The organism is Cellulomonas sp., assembly GCF_965229465.1.
Taxonomy (GTDB): domain Bacteria; phylum Actinomycetota; class Actinomycetes; order Actinomycetales; family Cellulomonadaceae; genus Cellulomonas.
On sequence record NZ_OZ245882.1, the window covers coordinates 4,072,106 to 4,087,715 of the forward strand.

General features: G+C 73.3%; 14 protein-coding genes. All 14 read right to left on the bottom strand.

Annotated elements, in window-relative coordinates:
• Positions 1-7 precede the first annotated feature (7 nt).
• A complete protein-coding gene (locus ACO06A_RS19285; RefSeq protein WP_421733796.1) occupies positions 8-619 on the bottom strand; it encodes an HAD-IA family hydrolase in 612 nt (203 codons plus the stop codon).
• Positions 616-2,667, bottom strand: coding sequence for a primosomal protein N' (locus tag ACO06A_RS19290; RefSeq protein ID WP_421736102.1), 2,052 nt, complete (start codon positions 2,665-2,667; stop codon positions 616-618). Before ACO06A_RS19290 ends, ACO06A_RS19285 begins: the two co-directional genes overlap by 4 nt.
• Positions 2,668-2,752: 85 nt before the next feature.
• Positions 2,753-3,955 (bottom strand): methionine adenosyltransferase, encoded by a 1,203-nt coding sequence (metK, locus tag ACO06A_RS19295; RefSeq protein ID WP_421733798.1) that lies wholly within the window; start codon positions 3,953-3,955, stop codon positions 2,753-2,755.
• Positions 3,956-3,998: 43 nt separating this feature from the next.
• Positions 3,999-5,195: a bifunctional phosphopantothenoylcysteine decarboxylase/phosphopantothenate--cysteine ligase CoaBC gene (coaBC, locus tag ACO06A_RS19300; RefSeq protein ID WP_421733799.1), complete on the bottom strand. Its 1,197-nt coding sequence runs from the start codon at positions 5,193-5,195 to the stop codon at positions 3,999-4,001.
• Between the two features lie 9 nt (positions 5,196-5,204).
• Entirely contained in the window at positions 5,205-5,468 is a 264-nt protein-coding gene (gene rpoZ, locus ACO06A_RS19305) for a DNA-directed RNA polymerase subunit omega (RefSeq protein WP_175347634.1), read from the bottom strand.
• 38 nt (positions 5,469-5,506) lie between these two features.
• Positions 5,507-6,076: a guanylate kinase gene (gene gmk, locus ACO06A_RS19310; RefSeq protein ID WP_421733800.1), complete on the bottom strand. Its 570-nt coding sequence runs from the start codon at positions 6,074-6,076 to the stop codon at positions 5,507-5,509.
• 43 nt (positions 6,077-6,119) lie between these two features.
• A complete protein-coding gene (gene mihF, locus ACO06A_RS19315; RefSeq protein WP_028046342.1) occupies positions 6,120-6,431 on the bottom strand; it encodes an integration host factor, actinobacterial type in 312 nt (103 codons plus the stop codon).
• 191 nt (positions 6,432-6,622) lie between these two features.
• Positions 6,623-7,468, bottom strand: a complete 846-nt coding sequence (pyrF, locus tag ACO06A_RS19320; RefSeq protein WP_421733801.1) for an orotidine-5'-phosphate decarboxylase — start codon at positions 7,466-7,468, stop codon at positions 6,623-6,625.
• Positions 7,465-10,812 (bottom strand): carbamoyl-phosphate synthase large subunit, encoded by a 3,348-nt coding sequence (carB, locus tag ACO06A_RS19325; protein WP_421733802.1) that lies wholly within the window; start codon positions 10,810-10,812, stop codon positions 7,465-7,467. The genes pyrF and carB overlap by 4 nt, the downstream gene beginning before the upstream one ends.
• The gene (carA, locus tag ACO06A_RS19330) at positions 10,812-11,969 is read right to left on the bottom strand and encodes a glutamine-hydrolyzing carbamoyl-phosphate synthase small subunit (RefSeq protein ID WP_421733803.1); all 1,158 of its coding nucleotides are present in this window, start codon (positions 11,967-11,969) and stop codon (positions 10,812-10,814) included. Before carA ends, carB begins: the two co-directional genes overlap by 1 nt.
• Positions 11,966-12,499 (bottom strand): hypothetical protein, encoded by a 534-nt coding sequence (locus ACO06A_RS19335; protein WP_421733804.1) that lies wholly within the window; start codon positions 12,497-12,499, stop codon positions 11,966-11,968. Before ACO06A_RS19335 ends, carA begins: the two co-directional genes overlap by 4 nt.
• A complete protein-coding gene (locus tag ACO06A_RS19340; RefSeq protein WP_421733805.1) occupies positions 12,496-13,818 on the bottom strand; it encodes a dihydroorotase in 1,323 nt (440 codons plus the stop codon). Before ACO06A_RS19340 ends, ACO06A_RS19335 begins: the two co-directional genes overlap by 4 nt.
• Positions 13,815-14,837, bottom strand: a complete 1,023-nt coding sequence (locus ACO06A_RS19345; protein WP_421733806.1) for an aspartate carbamoyltransferase catalytic subunit — start codon at positions 14,835-14,837, stop codon at positions 13,815-13,817. Before ACO06A_RS19345 ends, ACO06A_RS19340 begins: the two co-directional genes overlap by 4 nt.
• Positions 14,834-15,418, bottom strand: a complete 585-nt coding sequence (gene pyrR / locus ACO06A_RS19350) for a bifunctional pyr operon transcriptional regulator/uracil phosphoribosyltransferase PyrR (protein WP_421733807.1) — start codon at positions 15,416-15,418, stop codon at positions 14,834-14,836. Before pyrR ends, ACO06A_RS19345 begins: the two co-directional genes overlap by 4 nt.
• Positions 15,419-15,610 lie beyond the last annotated feature (192 nt).

The following is a 15,610-nucleotide window of genomic DNA, read 5'->3' on the forward strand; positions in this document are numbered from 1 at the left end:
GTCGATCCTAGGTGCGCGGCAGGGCGACCCCGCGCGCCACCAGGTCGGCCCGGAGGGCGTCCGCCGTGGTGAAGAGCACCGCGTCGTACCCGGCGGCGGCGCCCGCGGCCACGTTCGCGGCGGAGTCGTCGGCGAACACCGTGCGCTCGGGGAGCAGTCCGTACCGCTGGGTGAGCAGGGCGAAGATCCGCGGGTCCGGCTTGGCCACCCCGACCTCGCCCGAGACCAGCACGTCCTCCAGCAGCCCGATCGCGGGTGCCGCGTGCTCGGCCAGGTGGAACGTCTCGGCCGACCAGTTGGTCAGGCCGAGCAGCCTGATTCCGGCGTCGTGGAGCTCCCCCACCAGCTGCTCCGAGCCGGGGACCGGCCCCGCGATCGCGTCGGTGAAGTGCTCGAGGTACAGGTCCAGCGCGGGCAGGTGCTCGGGCGCGCTCGCGGCGAGGTCGGCCCGCGCGTCCGCCCAGGAACGACCGGCGTCCTGCTGGTGGTTGAACGCCATGAAGTCGAAGTCGACGAGGAACGCCTCGGCGTCACCCGCGGGCAGCCGCCCGGCCAGCGCCAGGTACGGGTCCCAGCGCACCAGCACGTTGCCGAGGTCGAGCACGACCGCCTCGATCATCCGAGGTCCGCCGGGTCGAGCTGGACCCGCACGGTGCCGCCCTCGCGCCGGGCGCTGCGCACCGCCAGCGAGGCGGCCAGCGAGCGGGCGAGCGCGGCGCCACTGGTCCGTGGCACCCGCACGAGGGCCCGGACGTCCGGCTCCAGGGAGCCTTCCTCGGCCACGCCGACCGGGACCGGCCCGAGGATCTCGGCGTCGGCGACGTCGAGCCGGGCGAGCAGGGTGTCGACCGCGTCGCGGGGCCCCGTGACCGCCGCGATCCGCACGGCGGGTGGGAGCGCCAGCTCGGCGCGCTCGGCCAGCTCGCGCGAGGCGTACCCCGCGGGGTCCCACCGCACCAGGGCCTGCGTGACCCGCTCCTCGGCGTCGCCGACGAGGACGACCGTGCCCCCCTCGGCTGCCGGACGCACCAGGGCGGCCGCGGTCAGCCAGCGGCGCAGCGCGTCCTCGCCGGTGCGCAACGACGCCCCGGCGGTGCTCACGGCCGCGTCGAGCAGGAGTGCAGCCGCGTAGCCGCCGGGAGCCACGGGCTCCGCGCCGGGCGTCGCGACCACCACCGCCGGGGCGTCCGTGACGGTGGCCAGCACGCCGCCGGTCGCGCGGGCACCCGAGACGCGGATGGGCACCCCGGGGAACGCGCGGCCCAGCTCCTCGGCCGTCCGCTCCGACCCGACCCGGACGGACCGCAGCGCGCCGGCCCCGCACTCGGTGCAGCGCCAGTCCGTGGCCAGCCGCCCGCACCACCCGCACGTGGGGACACCGTCGGCGGTGGTCAGTCCCAGCGGGCCGTGGCAGACGCCGCAGCGCGCCGCCGCGCGGCACCGCCCGCACGCGACCGCAGGCACGTAGCCGGCACGCGGCACCTGCACGAGCACCGGGCCGTGTGCGAGCCGGTCGCGCAGCGTGCGCCAGGCCGGGGCGGGGAGCCTCGCCGCTGCCGCCGGTCCTTCGCGCGCCAGCTCGACGGACGTGAGCGCCAGCACCCGTGCGGCGCGCGCGCGGGTGGTCGGCCGGTCGGCGGCCACCTCGTGCGCCCACCCCGACTCGACCAGCGCCTGCGCCTCGACGGAGCGCCCGTGCGCGGCCACCAGCAGCGCGCAGCTCTCCAGGTCGGAGCGCAGCGCCAGCACCTCGCGGACGTGCGGGTACGGCGCTCGGGGCTCCGCGTGCAGCGGGTCGCCGTCGTCCCACACGACGGCGAGCCCGAGGTTCGTCACGGGGGCGAACGCCGACGCCCGGGTGCCGACGACCACCGAGGCCTGCCCCCGCAGGGCCGCGAGGAACGACCGGTACCGGACGGCAGGACCGTCGTCGGCGGCGAGCCGGACCGCCCCGCCCGACGAGCCCGGCGCCCACCGCGGGATGCCGGCGAGATCGAGGGCGGCGAGCACGCGGTCGATGTCCCGGGCGTCCGGCACCACCACCAGCGCACCCCGACCGCCCAGCACACAGGCGGCGACCGCCTGCGCGATCGCGTCCGGCCACCGCTCCCCCGCCGCCCCCGGCAGCGCGGACCACACCGCGCGCGGCGCACCACCGGCCGTGACGTGCTGGAGGAAGGCCGCTCCACCGCGGTAGGGCGCCCAGGCCGTGGCCGACGGGGACGGCGGGCTCGGCTCGTCCGACGCCGCGGGGATCTCCGCCTCCACCCGAGCGTGCCGTGCCGGGACGGCGAGCCGCAGGACGTCGTTCAAGGTCCCGGCCCACCGGTCCGCGACCGCCCGCGCCAGGCGCGCGACCTCCGGCGTGAGGACAGGCTCGGCGGAGACGACCTTGCGCACGGGCTGCAGTGCGCCGTCGTGCTCGGCCTCGTCGACGCGCTCCAGCACGTAGCCGTTGACGTCCTGGCCACCGAACCGCACCTTCACCCGCGTGCCGGGGACGGCGGAGTCGGTCAGCGCGGCGGGCACGGCGTACTCGAAGACGCGATCGAGGTGGTGCGGCACCAGGTCCACGCACACGCGGGCGATCGGCTGGTGCTCGGCGAGCGGCACACCGCCGACGGGGGGTCGCGCCCGCCGCTTCGGCTGCGGCAGACCGTCGAGCATCAGCTGCTCCCCGCCTGCGCTCACGCCCACGCGTCCATCAGAGCATCCGCTGCCCACGCAGGACCGGGGGCGGCTGCGGCCGGCGTCAGCCCACCGCGGACTGGAGGTCCGCGACGCGGTCAGTGCGCTCCCAGGTGAACTCCGGCAGCTCACGGCCGAAGTGCCCGTAGGCGGCGGTCTTGCGGTAGATCGGCCGCAGCAGGTCGAGGTCGCGCACGATCGCGGCAGGGCGCAGGTCGAAGACGTCGCGGATCGCCGCGGTCAGCCGGCTCAGCGGCACCGTCTCCGTACCGAACGTCTCCACGTACAGCCCGACCGGGTTGGCCTTCCCGATGGCGTAGGCGACCTGCACCTCGCACCGGCGCGCGAGCCCGGCGGCGACCACGTTCTTGGCCACCCACCGCATCGCGTAGGCGGCCGACCGGTCCACCTTCGACGGGTCCTTGCCGGAGAACGCTCCGCCGCCGTGGCGCGCGATGCCGCCGTACGTGTCGACGATGATCTTGCGGCCGGTCAGCCCGGCGTCGCCCTGCGGACCACCGACGACGAACGTCCCGGTCGGGTTCACCAGCAGGCGGTAGTCGCTCACGTCGAGGTCGAGCTGCGCGAGCACCGGCCCGACCACGTGCTCCGTGATGCCCGGGCGCAGCGTCGTCTCGAGCTGGACGTCCGGGTCGTGCTGCGTGGACAGGACCACCGTGTCGAGACGGACGGCACGGTCTCCGTCGTAGCCGATGGTGACCTGGGTCTTCCCGTCGGGCCGCAGCCCCGGGAGGATCCCCTCCTTGCGCACGAGGGTGAGGCGCTCGGCCAGCCGGTGCGCGAGCCAGATGGGCAGCGGGAGCAGCGTGGGGGTGTCGTCGCTGGCGTAGCCGAACATCAGGCCCTGGTCGCCGGCGCCCTGGGCGTCCAGCGGGTCGAGGTCGGACGCGTCCTCGCGGATCTCGATGGCCTTGTCCACGCCGGCCGCGATGTCGGGCGACTGCTGCCCGATCGACACGGAGATGCCGCAGGAGTCCCCGTCGAACCCGATCGCCGACGAGGTGTACCCGATCCCCTTGACCACCTGGCGCACGATCTGCGGGATCTCGACGTACGCGCTCGTGGTGACCTCACCCGCGACGTGCACGAGACCGGTGGTCACCATCGTCTCGACCGCCACGCGCGCCTGCGGGTCCTGCTCGAGGATCGCGTCGAGGATGGCGTCGGAGATCTGGTCGCAGATCTTGTCCGGGTGCCCCTCGGTCACGGACTCGGACGTGAACAGGCGCATGTCGGGCTCGGTCATGGCGGACAGCGTAATGGGCGCGGTGCGCCACGCGTGCCCAGTCTCAGACGCGCGCGACGACCGCGTCCCAGACGGCGTCCGCGACCTCGTCCTTGCTCCCCGCAGCGGTGCCGACGACCGCGCCGGAACCGTCGAGGATGGTGACGTCGTTCGCCTCGGTGCCGAAGCCCCGGCCCCCGCCGACGGCGTTCACCACCAGCAGGTCCGCGCCCTTGCGGAGGGCCTTCGCACGACCGTGCTCCAGCACGCTGCCCGTGCCGTCGCCCGTCTCCGCCGCGAAGCCGACGACGACCTGGTCGGCACGCAGCCGCTCATGGGCCAGCTCGGCGAGGATGTCCACCGTCTCCACGAGCTGCAGCACGGGGCCGGCACCGCCCGCCACCTTCTTGATCTTGCTCTCGGCGCTGGTGCGCGGCCGGAAGTCGGCGACCGCGGCCGCCATCACCACGACGTCCGCGTCCTTCGCGGCAGCACGCACGGCGTCCCGCAGCTCGGCGCCGGTCTCGGCACGGACGACGTCGGCGCCGGGCGGCACCGGCACGTCGATGTTCGCGGCCACCAGCGTGACCCGGGCGCCCCGGGCGTACGCGGTCCGGGCCAGCGCCACGCCCTGGCGACCGGACGACCGGTTGCCCAGGAAGCGCACGGGGTCGATGGGCTCGCGGGTGCCGCCGGCCGAGACGACGACATGCCGGCCGGCGAGGTCCTGGGGCCGGTCGGTGACCAGCGCGAGCGCCGCGGCAGCGATCTCGTCGGGCTCGGGGAGCCGTCCGGGGCCGGTGTCGGTCCCCGTGAGCCGACCGGCCGCCGGGTCGAGCACGTGCACGCCGCGGGAACGCAGCGTGGCCACGTTGGCGACCGTGGCGGGGTGCTCCCACATCTCGGTGTGCATCGCCGGCGCCAGCAGCACCGGGCACCGGGCGACCAGCAGCGTGGCGGTGAGCAGGTCGTCCGCCTGACCGGTCGCGGCACGGGCCAGCAGGTCCGCCGTGGCGGGGGCGACGATCACCAGCTCGGCCTGCTTGCCGACGGCGACGTGCGCCACCTGGTCGACGTCCTCGAACACGTCGGTGGTCACCGGCTGCCCGGACAGGGCCTCCCACGTCGCGCGCCCGACGAACTCGAGCGCAGCGCGCGTGGGTACCACGCGGACGGCGTGGCCGTCCTCACGCAGCAGACGCAGCAGCAGGACGGCCTTGTAGGCGGCGATGCCGCCCGCGACGCCGAGGACGATGCGCATGGGGGCAGGTCAGCCCTCGGTGGCCTCGGACGTGAGCAGGCCGGCGTCGATCTCGCGCATGGCGATCGACAGGGGCTTCTCCTGCGGGCGCGTGTCCACCAGCGGGCCGACGTACTCGAGCAGGCCCTCGTTGAGCTGCGAGTAGTAGGCGTTGATCTGGCGCGCGCGCTTGGCCGAGAACAGGACGAGCGCGTACTTGGAGTCGGCGCGCTCGAGCAGGCGGTCGATCGGCGGGTCGGTGATGCCGACGGGGGCTGCGACAGTTCCGGACATGGTGGTCTCCCGAAGTTTGAGAATGGACTGCCGACATCCTACCTGGTCGGGATCCCCATCCCGCGGACCAGCTCGTCGGTGGCCCGGTGGACGTCGTCGTTGACGATCACCTGGTCGAACTCCGCCTCCGCCGCGAGCTCGACGCGGGCGGTGGCGAGGCGCCGTTCCCGCTCCTCCGCGTCCTCGGTCCCCCGGCCGACGAGCCGGCGCTCGAGCTCCGCGAACGACGGTGGCGCGAGGAACACGAAGTGCGCGTCGGGCATCGACTCGCGGACCTGCCGCGCCCCCTGCAGGTCGATCTCCAGCAGCGCGGGCTCGCCGTCCGCGAGCCGCTCCTCCACGGGTCGACGAGGGGTGCCGTACCGGTTGCGGCCGTGCACGACGGCCCACTCGAGCAGGTCGCCGCGCTCGACCATCGCGTCGAACTCGTCGTTGGTCACGAACAGGTAGTGCACCCCGTCGACCTCGCCGGGCCGAGGGGGCCGGGTGGTGGCCGAGACCGACAGCCAGACCTCGGGATAGCGGGTCCGGACGTCGGCGGACACGGTGCCCTTGCCGACGGCGGTCGGTCCGGCGAGAACGGTCAGCCGGGCAGGCGTCGTCGTCATGGGTGGCGCGGTGCTCCTCGAGATGCGCGGCGCGGCGCGGACGTCACCCGAAACGGTCGACGAGAGCCTTCACCTGGTGGGGCCCGAGGCCCCGCACGCGACGGGTCTCGGAGATTCCGATCTCGGAGATGATCGCACGCGCCTTGACCTTGCCGACGCCAGGCAGGGACTCAAGGAGCGCGAGCACCTTGAGCTTGCCGATCGTCTCGTCCGCCTGCCCTTGGGCGATCACCTCGGAGAGCGTGCCCTGCGAGTACTTGAGGCGGTTCTTGACCTCAGCACGGGCCTGCCGTGCGGCGGCGGCCTTCTGGAGCGCTGCCGCTCGTTGTTCGGGAGTCAGCGGAGGGAGTGCCACGCGCGTCACCTTCTCGTCAGTGGGCCGGCGACCCACGTGAAGTGCGCGGGATCGTGAGAACGAAACTAGCGAGCACCACCCTCATCGGCAATGCGGACGCGCGTCCAGCCGCCCACGACCTGCACCGACACGGCCGATCGAGCCCAGAGTCGAGCCCAGAGTCGAGCCCAGAGTCGAGCCCAGGGTCGGGCTCAGGACAGTGCCGCGGCGGCCTCGTCCGACGCCTGCCGCGCGGCCGCCCGCAGCGCGGCCACGGTCGGGCCGGCGACGAGCACGCCACGTGACGACGATGCCAGCACCTGCCGACGCGCGGACCCGAACACCTGGGCCAGCTCGCGCGGGCCCGCGCCCTGGGCGCCCACGCCGGGAGCGAGGAGCGGACCGTTGACGGCCGCGAGGTCCACACCCGTGCGCGACGCCGCGTCACCCACCGTCGCGCCCACGACGAGCCCGATCGACCCCATCGGCTCCGCTCCGGCGTTCAGCGCACCCGCGCGCGCCGCCACGACGGCCGCGACCGTGGTGCCGTCCTGCGTGCGGGCGTGCTGGACCTCGTGGCCCTCCGTGTTGGACGTCAGGCACAGGACGAACAGCCCGCGACCCGAGCTCAGCGCCAGGTCGACCGCCGGGTCGAGCGAACCGAACCCGAGGTACGGGGACACGGTCAGTGCGTCCCCCGCGAGCGGCGAGCCGTCGCGCAGGAACGCGTCGGCGTAGGCGCCCATGGTCGAGCCGATGTCGCCGCGCTTGGCGTCGACGATCACGAGCGTGCCGGTGCCCCGGCCCGCGGCGACCACCTCCTCGAGCACGGCCACCCCCGCGGAGCCGTGCCGCTCGAAGAACGCCGCCTGCGGCTTGACGGCCGCCACGTGGCCGCCGACCGCCTCCAGGACCGTCAGCACGAACCGCCGCAGCCCGTGGGCGTCGTCCGGCAGCCCCCACGCCTCCAGCAGACTCGGGTGGGGGTCGATGCCCACGCAGAGCGGCCCGTGGGCCTCCATGGCGGCCGCCAGGCGCGCCCCGAACGGCACCGTCATGCGCGGGCCGCCGCGCGCGCCTCACGACGGACCAGGGCGGCGGCGTCGTGCTCCTGGAGGCTGGTCACCCGGAACGGCCCCGCCTGGCGCGCCTCGATGGCCTGCACGGCCGCCCCGAGCTGCTGGACGGTGGTGACCATGGCCTTGTCGGCCGCGACGGTCGCCGCGCGGATCTCGTAGCCGTCGGCCCGGGCACCCTGGCCCGACGGGGTGTTCACGACGATGTCGACGTCGCCGGCCGTGATGAGGTCGACGATGGTCGGCTCCCCCGCCGCTCCCCGACCGGACGAGTACTTGCGGACGACGGTCGACGCGATGCCGCTGCGGTGCAGGACGGCGGCGGTGCCCTCGGTCGCGAGGATCTCGAAGCCGAGCTCCGCCAGCCGCTTCACCGGGAACACGATCGAGCGCTTGTCGCGGTCGGCCACCGAGATGAACGCCCGCCCGCCCGTGGGGAGCCCCCCGAACGCGGCGTCCTGCGACTTGGCGAACGCGGTCGGGAAGTCGACGTCGAAGCCCATGACCTCACCCGTCGAACGCATCTCCGGGCCGAGCACGGTGTCGACGACGACGCCCTCCTTGGTGCGGAACCGCTTGAACGGGAGCACCGCCTCCTTGACCGCGATCGGCGAGTCGAGGTCGAGCACGCTCGCGTCGTCCACGGGCAGGATGCCCATCGCGCGCAGGTCCGCGATCGAGCGGCCTGCCATGACCAGGGCCGCGGCCTTGGCCAGGGAGACCCCCGTGGCCTTGGAGACGAACGGGACGGTGCGTGACGCCCGCGGGTTGGCCTCGAGGACGTAGAGCACGTCGGAGACCAGGGCGAACTGGATGTTGAGCAGCCCGTGCACGCCGACCCCGCGCGCGATCGCCTCGGTCGACAGCCGGATTCGCTCCAGCTCCGAGGTCGACAGGGTCACCGGCGGGAGGGTGCACGCCGAGTCGCCGGAGTGGATGCCGGCCTCCTCGATGTGCTCCATCACGCCGCCGAGGAACAGCTCCGTGCCGTCGAACAGGGCGTCCACGTCGATCTCGATGGCGTCGTCGAGGAAGCGGTCGATGAGCAGCGGCGGCAGCGTGCCTGTGTTGTGTGCCCTGCCCGCCGTTTCCGCAGCCGCCAGCGCGCGCTTCACGTACTCGTCCAGCTGCGGCTCGCTGTAGACGATCTCCATGCCGCGGCCGCCGAGCACGTAGCTCGGCCGAACGAGCACCGGGAAGCCGATCCGGCGGGCCGTGTCGCGGGCGCCCGCCTGCGTGGTGGCGGTGCCGAACGCCGGAGCCGGCAGGCCCGCCGCCTCGAGCACCTTGCCGAACTCCCCCCGGTCCTCGGCGGCGTCGATCGCGGCCGGCGACGTGCCGAGGATCGGCAGGCCAGCATCGAGCAGGCGCTGCGCCAGCGACAGGGGCGTCTGACCGCCGAGCGTGACGATGAGGCCCTCGACGGGTCCGGCGGCGAGCTCGGCGGTGTAGACCTCGAGCACGTCCTCGAACGTCAGGGGCTCGAAGTACAGCCGGTCCGAGGTGTCGTAGTCCGTGGAGACCGTCTCGGGGTTGCAGTTGACCATGACGGTCTCGAACTCGCCCTTGAGCGCCAGCGCGGCGTGCACGCAGGAGTAGTCGAACTCGATGCCCTGACCGATGCGGTTGGGTCCCGAGCCGAGGATGAGGATCGCCGGGCGGGTGCGCGGCGCGACCTCCGTCTCCTCGTCGTAGGTCGAGTAGTGGTACGGCGTGCTCGCGGCGAACTCGGCGGCACAGGTGTCCACGGTCTTGAACACCGGGCGCAGGCCGACGGCGTGCCGGGCGCGGCGGACCGCGTCCTCGGAGGTGCGGCGCAGCATGGCGATCTGCACGTCCGACAGCCCGTGGCGCTTCGCGTGCAGCAGGACCTCGCGGGTGAGGGCGTCGGCCGTGCGCGTCTGCTCGGCCACCTCGTTGATCAGCTGGACCTGGTCCAGGAACCAGGGGTCGATGCCTGTGAGCTCGTAGACCCTCTCCAGGGGGACGCCGAACCGCAGCACCTGCTGGACGTCCACCAGACGGTGCTCGGTGGGCCGGGAGATCGTCGCGACGAGGGCGTCCAGGGCCTCCCCCGCCAGGGTGTCGCCGGTCCAGTGGAAGACCGAGTCCTTCTTGTCCAGGGACCGCATCGCCTTGCCGAGCGCCTCGGTGAAGTTGCGCCCCAGGGCCATGGCCTCGCCGACCGACTTCATGGTCGTCGTGAGCGTGTCGTCCGCGGCCGGGAACTTCTCGAACGCGAACCGCGGGACCTTGACCACGACGTAGTCGAGCGTCGGCTCGAACGACGCCGGCGTGGACCCACCCGTGATGTCGTTCGGGATCTCGTCCAGGGTGTACCCGACGGCCAGCTTGGCCGCGATCTTCGCGATCGGGAAGCCGGTCGCCTTGGACGCCAGGGCCGACGAGCGCGACACGCGCGGGTTCATCTCGATGACGACGATCCGGCCCGTGGACGGCTCGATGGCGAACTGGATGTTGCAGCCACCGGTGTCGACGCCGACCTCGCGGATGACCGCGATGCCGATGTCCCGCAGCCGCTGGTACTCGCGGTCGGTGAGGGTCAGCGCGGGTGCCACGGTGACCGAGTCGCCCGTGTGCACGCCGACCGGGTCCACGTTCTCGATCGAGCAGACGACCACGACGTTGTCGTGCTTGTCGCGCATGAGCTCGAGCTCGTACTCCTTCCAGCCGAGGATCGACTCCTCCAGGAGCACCTCGGTGGTCGGCGAGTAGTGCAGGCCCTGGCCGACGATACGGAGCAGGTCCGTCTCGTCGTACGCGATGCCCGAGCCGAGGCCGCCCATGGTGAACGACGGGCGCACGACCACCGGGTAGCCCAGGACCTCGACCGCTCCCAGGGCGTCGTCGATCGAGTGCACGATCACGGACTTGGCGCTCTCGGCACCGCAGACCTTCACGACCTCCTTGAACTGCTCGCGGTCCTCGCCCTTCTGGATCGAGGCGATGTTCGCCCCGATGAGCTCGACGTCGTACTTCTCCAGCACGCCCGCCTCGTCCAGCGCGATCGCCGCGTTGAGGGCCGTCTGGCCGCCCAGCGTGGGCAGGATCGCGTCGGGGCGCTCCTTGGCGATGATCGTGGTGAGGATCTCGGTGGTGATCGGCTCGACGTACGTGGCGTCGGCGAACTCCGGGTCCGTCATGATCGTGGCCGGGTTGGAGTTGACCAGGATGACCCGCAGGCCCTCCTCCTTGAGCACGCGGCACGCCTGCGTCCCCGAGTAGTCGAACTCACAGGCCTGCCCGATGACGATCGGGCCGGAGCCGATGACCAGGACGCTGTGGATGTCTGTGCGCCGGGGCATCAGGCGGCACCCTTCTCTGAGGTCATGAGGTCGAGGAACCGGTCGAACAGGTACGCGGCATCGTGCGGGCCGGCCGCGGCCTCCGGGTGGTACTGCACCGAGAAGGCCGGCAGGTCGAGCGCCCGCAGGCCCTCCACCACGTCGTCGTTGAGGTCGACGTGGCTGACCACCACGCGGCCGTACCGACCGCCGTCGTGCGGCGCCACCGACTCGCCGTCCAGCGGCGCGTCGACCGCGAACCCGTGGTTGTGCGCGGTGATCTCGACCTTGCCGGTCGCCCGGTCCATGACCGGCTGGTTCACCCCGCGGTGGCCGTAGCCCAGCTTGTAGGTGCCGTAGCCGAGCGCGCGGCCGAGCAGCTGGTTGCCGTAGCAGATGCCGAAGAACGGGATCCTGCGGTCCAGCACGTCGCGCAGCAGCTCGATCTCGTGCGTCGCCGCCGCGGGGTCGCCGGGACCGTTGGAGAAGAAGACGCCGTCGGGCGACGTGGCCAGGACCTCCTCGATGGTCGCGGTCGAGGGCAGCACGTGGACGCGCACCCCGCGCTCGGCCAGCCGCTGCGGCGTCATGGCCTTGATGCCGAGGTCGACGGCCGCGACCGTGGCCACGTGCTCCCCGACCGGCTCGACGACGTACGCGGTGTCGGTGGACACCTCGCCGGCCAGGTCGGCCCCGACCATCGGCGGGGCGTCCAGCACGGCGGCGAGCAGCTCGTGCTCCGCGCGGCGCTCACCGTCGGCGTCGACCAGCGCGGCGCCGGAGAAGATGCCCGCGCGCATCACGCCGCGCTCCCGCAGGTGCCGGGTGAGGGCGCGGGTGTCGATCTCGCTGATCCCGACGATCCCCTGCGCGACGAGGTCCTCGTCGAGCGTGCGGACCGACCGCCAGTTCGAGGCGCGGCGCGCGGGGTCCCGCACCACGTACCCGGCCACCCAGATCCGCGCCGACTCGTCGTCCTCGTCGTTGACGCCCGTGTTGCCGATGTGCGGAGCCGTCATCACGACGATCTGCCGGTGGTACGACGGGTCCGTGAGCGTCTCCTGGTAGCCGGTCATGCCGGTGTTGAAGACGATCTCGCCGAGCGTGGAGCCTTCGGCGCCGTAGGGGCGGCCCGTGAACGTCCGGCCGTCCTCGAGCACGAGTACTGCGTCGGTCATGAGTTCTCCTCCTGCGCGGGCGCCTGGCCCGCGGTCAGTGCCGTGACAGCGTCGATGAGCCGCTCGCGGTCGGCCGCGTGCTTGGGGCGCAGACCGGTGTCCAGCCCGCGCGGGTCGGCGGGGTCGGCCTGCCAGGACAGGACGACGAGACCCTCACCCCCGACGACCTTGCCGGCCATGCCGGGCGCACCGGTCGCGCTCCGCAGGGCCGTCGCAGGCACGAACAGGTTCGTCGCGCCCGGACGGGTGATCCGCACGCCGGCGTCGAAGACGCTGACCTGCGCGGAGCTGCGCACCCCGAGCCCGTGGGCGGTGACCCGGTCCAGCCAGTCCCCCGCCCGGGTGGTCGAGACGTAGGTCGCGTCGACCGGGCCCAGGAGCTCGGTGCCCAGGGCGGGGGGCGCGACCGGCAGTGCGGTCACGAGCGCGGCGGATCGTCGGGTGCGCGCCTGCCAGCCCGCGCGCATCGCCCAGAGCGCCAGGAGCACCACGAGGGCCAGCACGAGCGTCGAGACCGCCTGACGGCTCACGAGCGGACCACCACGGTCTCGTCGCAGGCCGACCCGTCCATCACGGTCGCGCGGCCGCGCAGCCACGTCGCGATGACGCAGCCCGACAGCTCACGACCGCGGAACGGCGAGTTGACGCTCTGCGTGGCCTGCTCCTCCGCCACGACGACCCGGCGGATGCCCGGGTCCACCAGCGTGAGGTTGGCGGGCTCCCCCACCGCGATCGGCCGGCCGTGGTCGGCGACGCGACCGATCCGGGCAGGTGCGGTGGACAGCACCCGCGCCACGTCGGCCCAGGTCATCCGGCCGGTGTCGACCATCGTCTCCTGCACCACGGACAGGGCGGTCTCCAGGCCGGTCATCCCGAACGCCGCGGCGCCCCACTCGCAGTCCTTGTCCTCGCGGGTGTGCGGCGCGTGGTCGGTGGCGACGATGTCGATCGTGCCGTCGGCCAGCCCCTCGCGCACCGCCTCGACGTCCCGCTGCGTGCGCAGGGGCGGGTTGACCTTGAACACCGGGTCGTACCCGCGGGCGAGCTCGTCCGTGAGCATCAGGTGGTGCGGGGTGACCTCCGCGGTGACGTCGATCCCGCGGGACTTGGCCCAGCGGATGATCTCGACGGAGCCGGCCGTGGACAGGTGGCAGACGTGCAGCCGCGAGCCGACGTGCTCGGCCAGCAGCACGTCACGGGCGATGATCGCCTCCTCCGCGACGGCAGGCCAGCCCGCGAGCCCGAGCTCCGCGGAGACGACCCCCTCGTGCATCTGGGCACCCTCGGTGAGCCGCGGCTCCTGGGCGTGCTGGGCGATGACCCCGTCGAACGCCTTGACGTACTCCAGCGCGCGTCGCATGACCACGGGGTCGTGGACGCACCTGCCGTCGTCGGAGAACACCCGCACCTGCGCGGCGGACTCGGCCATGGCCCCGAGCTCGGCCAGCCGCTCGCCCTCCAGGCCGACCGTGACGGCGCCGACCGGACGCACGTCCACCCAGCCCGCGTCGCGGCCGAGCCGCCAGACCTGCTCGACGACGCCCGCGGTGTCCTGCGTCGGGGTGGTGTTGGCCATCGCGTGCACGGCGGTGAAGCCGCCCATCGCCGCAGCACGGGTGCCGGAGCGGACCGTCTCGGCGTCCTCGCGGCCCGGCTCGCGCAGGTGCGTGTGCAGGTCGACGAGGCCGGGCAGCAGGATGAGGCCGCTGCCGTTGATGATCACGGGGTCCGCGCCCGCCTGGGCCTCGGCGTCCGGGCCGATCGCCGCGATCAGACCGTCGGCCAGCAGCACGTCGGTGGTGCCGTCGCCGAGCGGGCTGACGTCCCGCAGCAGGTAGTTCCTCGTCACGCGTCCACCTTCGTCTCGTCGGAGCTCTTCTCGGCCGCGCCCGAACCCGCCGCTCGAGCAGGGGCGTCGCCGCCCGCGAGCAGCAGGTACAGGACGGCCATCCGGACCGCCACGCCATTGGCCACCTGCTCGACGATCACCGCTCGCGGGGAGTCGGCGGCGTCGGCAGAGATCTCCAGCCCGCGGTTCATGGGGCCGGGGTGCAGCACGATCGCGTGCTCCGGCAGCAGGGCGAGCCGTCGGGCGTCCAGGCCGTAGCGCCGGGTGTACTCCAGCGGGCTCGGGAAGAACCCGCCCCCGGCGCTCGACATCCGCTCGCGCTGGACCCGCAGCATCATGACCGCGTCAGGCTTCTCGTCCGCGATGACCTCGTCCAGGTGGTACGAGACGCGGGCCGGCCAGGCGCCGACCCCGACGGGCAGCAGCGTCGGCGGCGCCACGAGTACCACCTCCGCGCCGAGGGTGTGCAGCAGGTGCACGTTCGATCGGGCGACCCGGCTGTGCAGGACGTCGCCGACGATCGCGACGCGCAGCCCGGTCAGGTCGCGACCGGTGACGTCTCCCGGACCGGACAGGTGCCGGCGCAGCGTGTACGCGTCGAGCAGCGCCTGGGTCGGGTGCTGGTGCATGCCGTCGCCGGCGTTGATGACCGCGCCGTGCGTCCACCCGGAGGTGGCGAGCGTGTGCGGAGCACCCGAGGCGTGGTGCCGGATGACCACCGCGTCCGCGCCCATCGCCTGGAGCGTCAGCGCCGTGTCCTTGAGCGACTCGCCCTTGGACACGCTGGAGCCCTTGGCGGAGAAGTTGATGACGTCCGCGGACAGCCGCTTGGCTGCCGTCTCGAACGAGATGCGCGTCCGCGTGGAGTCCTCGAAGAACAGGTTCACCACCGTGCGGCCGCGCAGCGTGGGCAGCTTCTTGATCTCCCGGCCCTGGGTCGCGGCCATCGACCCGGCGGTGTCGAGGATGCGGACGGCGTCGTCGAGCGAGAGGTCGGCGGTGGACAGCAGGTGCTTCATCGCACCCCTCCCTCGATCAGGACGGCGTCGCGACCGTCGTTCTCCTCGAGCAGCACCCGCACCCGCTCGTTGGTGGAGGTGGGCAGGTTCTTCCCGACGTAGTCGGCGCGGATGGGCAGCTCGCGGTGGCCGCGGTCGACGAGGGCGGCCAGCTGGACCGCGCGCGGCCGGCCGAGGTCGCTGATCGCGTCGAGGGCCGCCCGGATGGTGCGGCCGGAGTAGAGGACGTCGTCGACGAGCACGACGACCTTGCCGTCCAGGCCCCCGCCCGGGATGTCCGTGGCGCCGATCGTCCGGGTGGGGTGGTGCGCCAGGTCGTCGCGATACATGGTCACGTCGAGGCTGCCGACCAGGAGCGCGAGGTCGAGGCTCGGCTCGACCGCGACCAGGCGCTCCGCCAGGCGGCGGGCGAGCGGCAGGCCACGGGTGGGGATGCCCAGCAGGACGACGTCGGCGCCGCCCTTGTTGCGTTCGAGGATCTCGTGCGCGATGCGCGTGAGGGCCCGGCCGATCTCCGGGGCGCCGAGGACCACGTTCGCGTCGTCGTCGACGCGGTCCGGCGTGGGCGTGCGTGTGCTCATCCAGCAAACTCCTTCCCCGCCTCACTGGACGGGCCTTAAAGGAATGTCTCTGCGGCGTTCACCCTACCCCGCGCGGATCGTCGTCCCGACGCGACGTCCATGGCGCGCCAAGTGCGGGTTTGCAGCCCCGTCACTCGGATGCCACGTCATCCCTGGGCAACTATGTGACGATGCCCCCATCGTGCTCGGAAC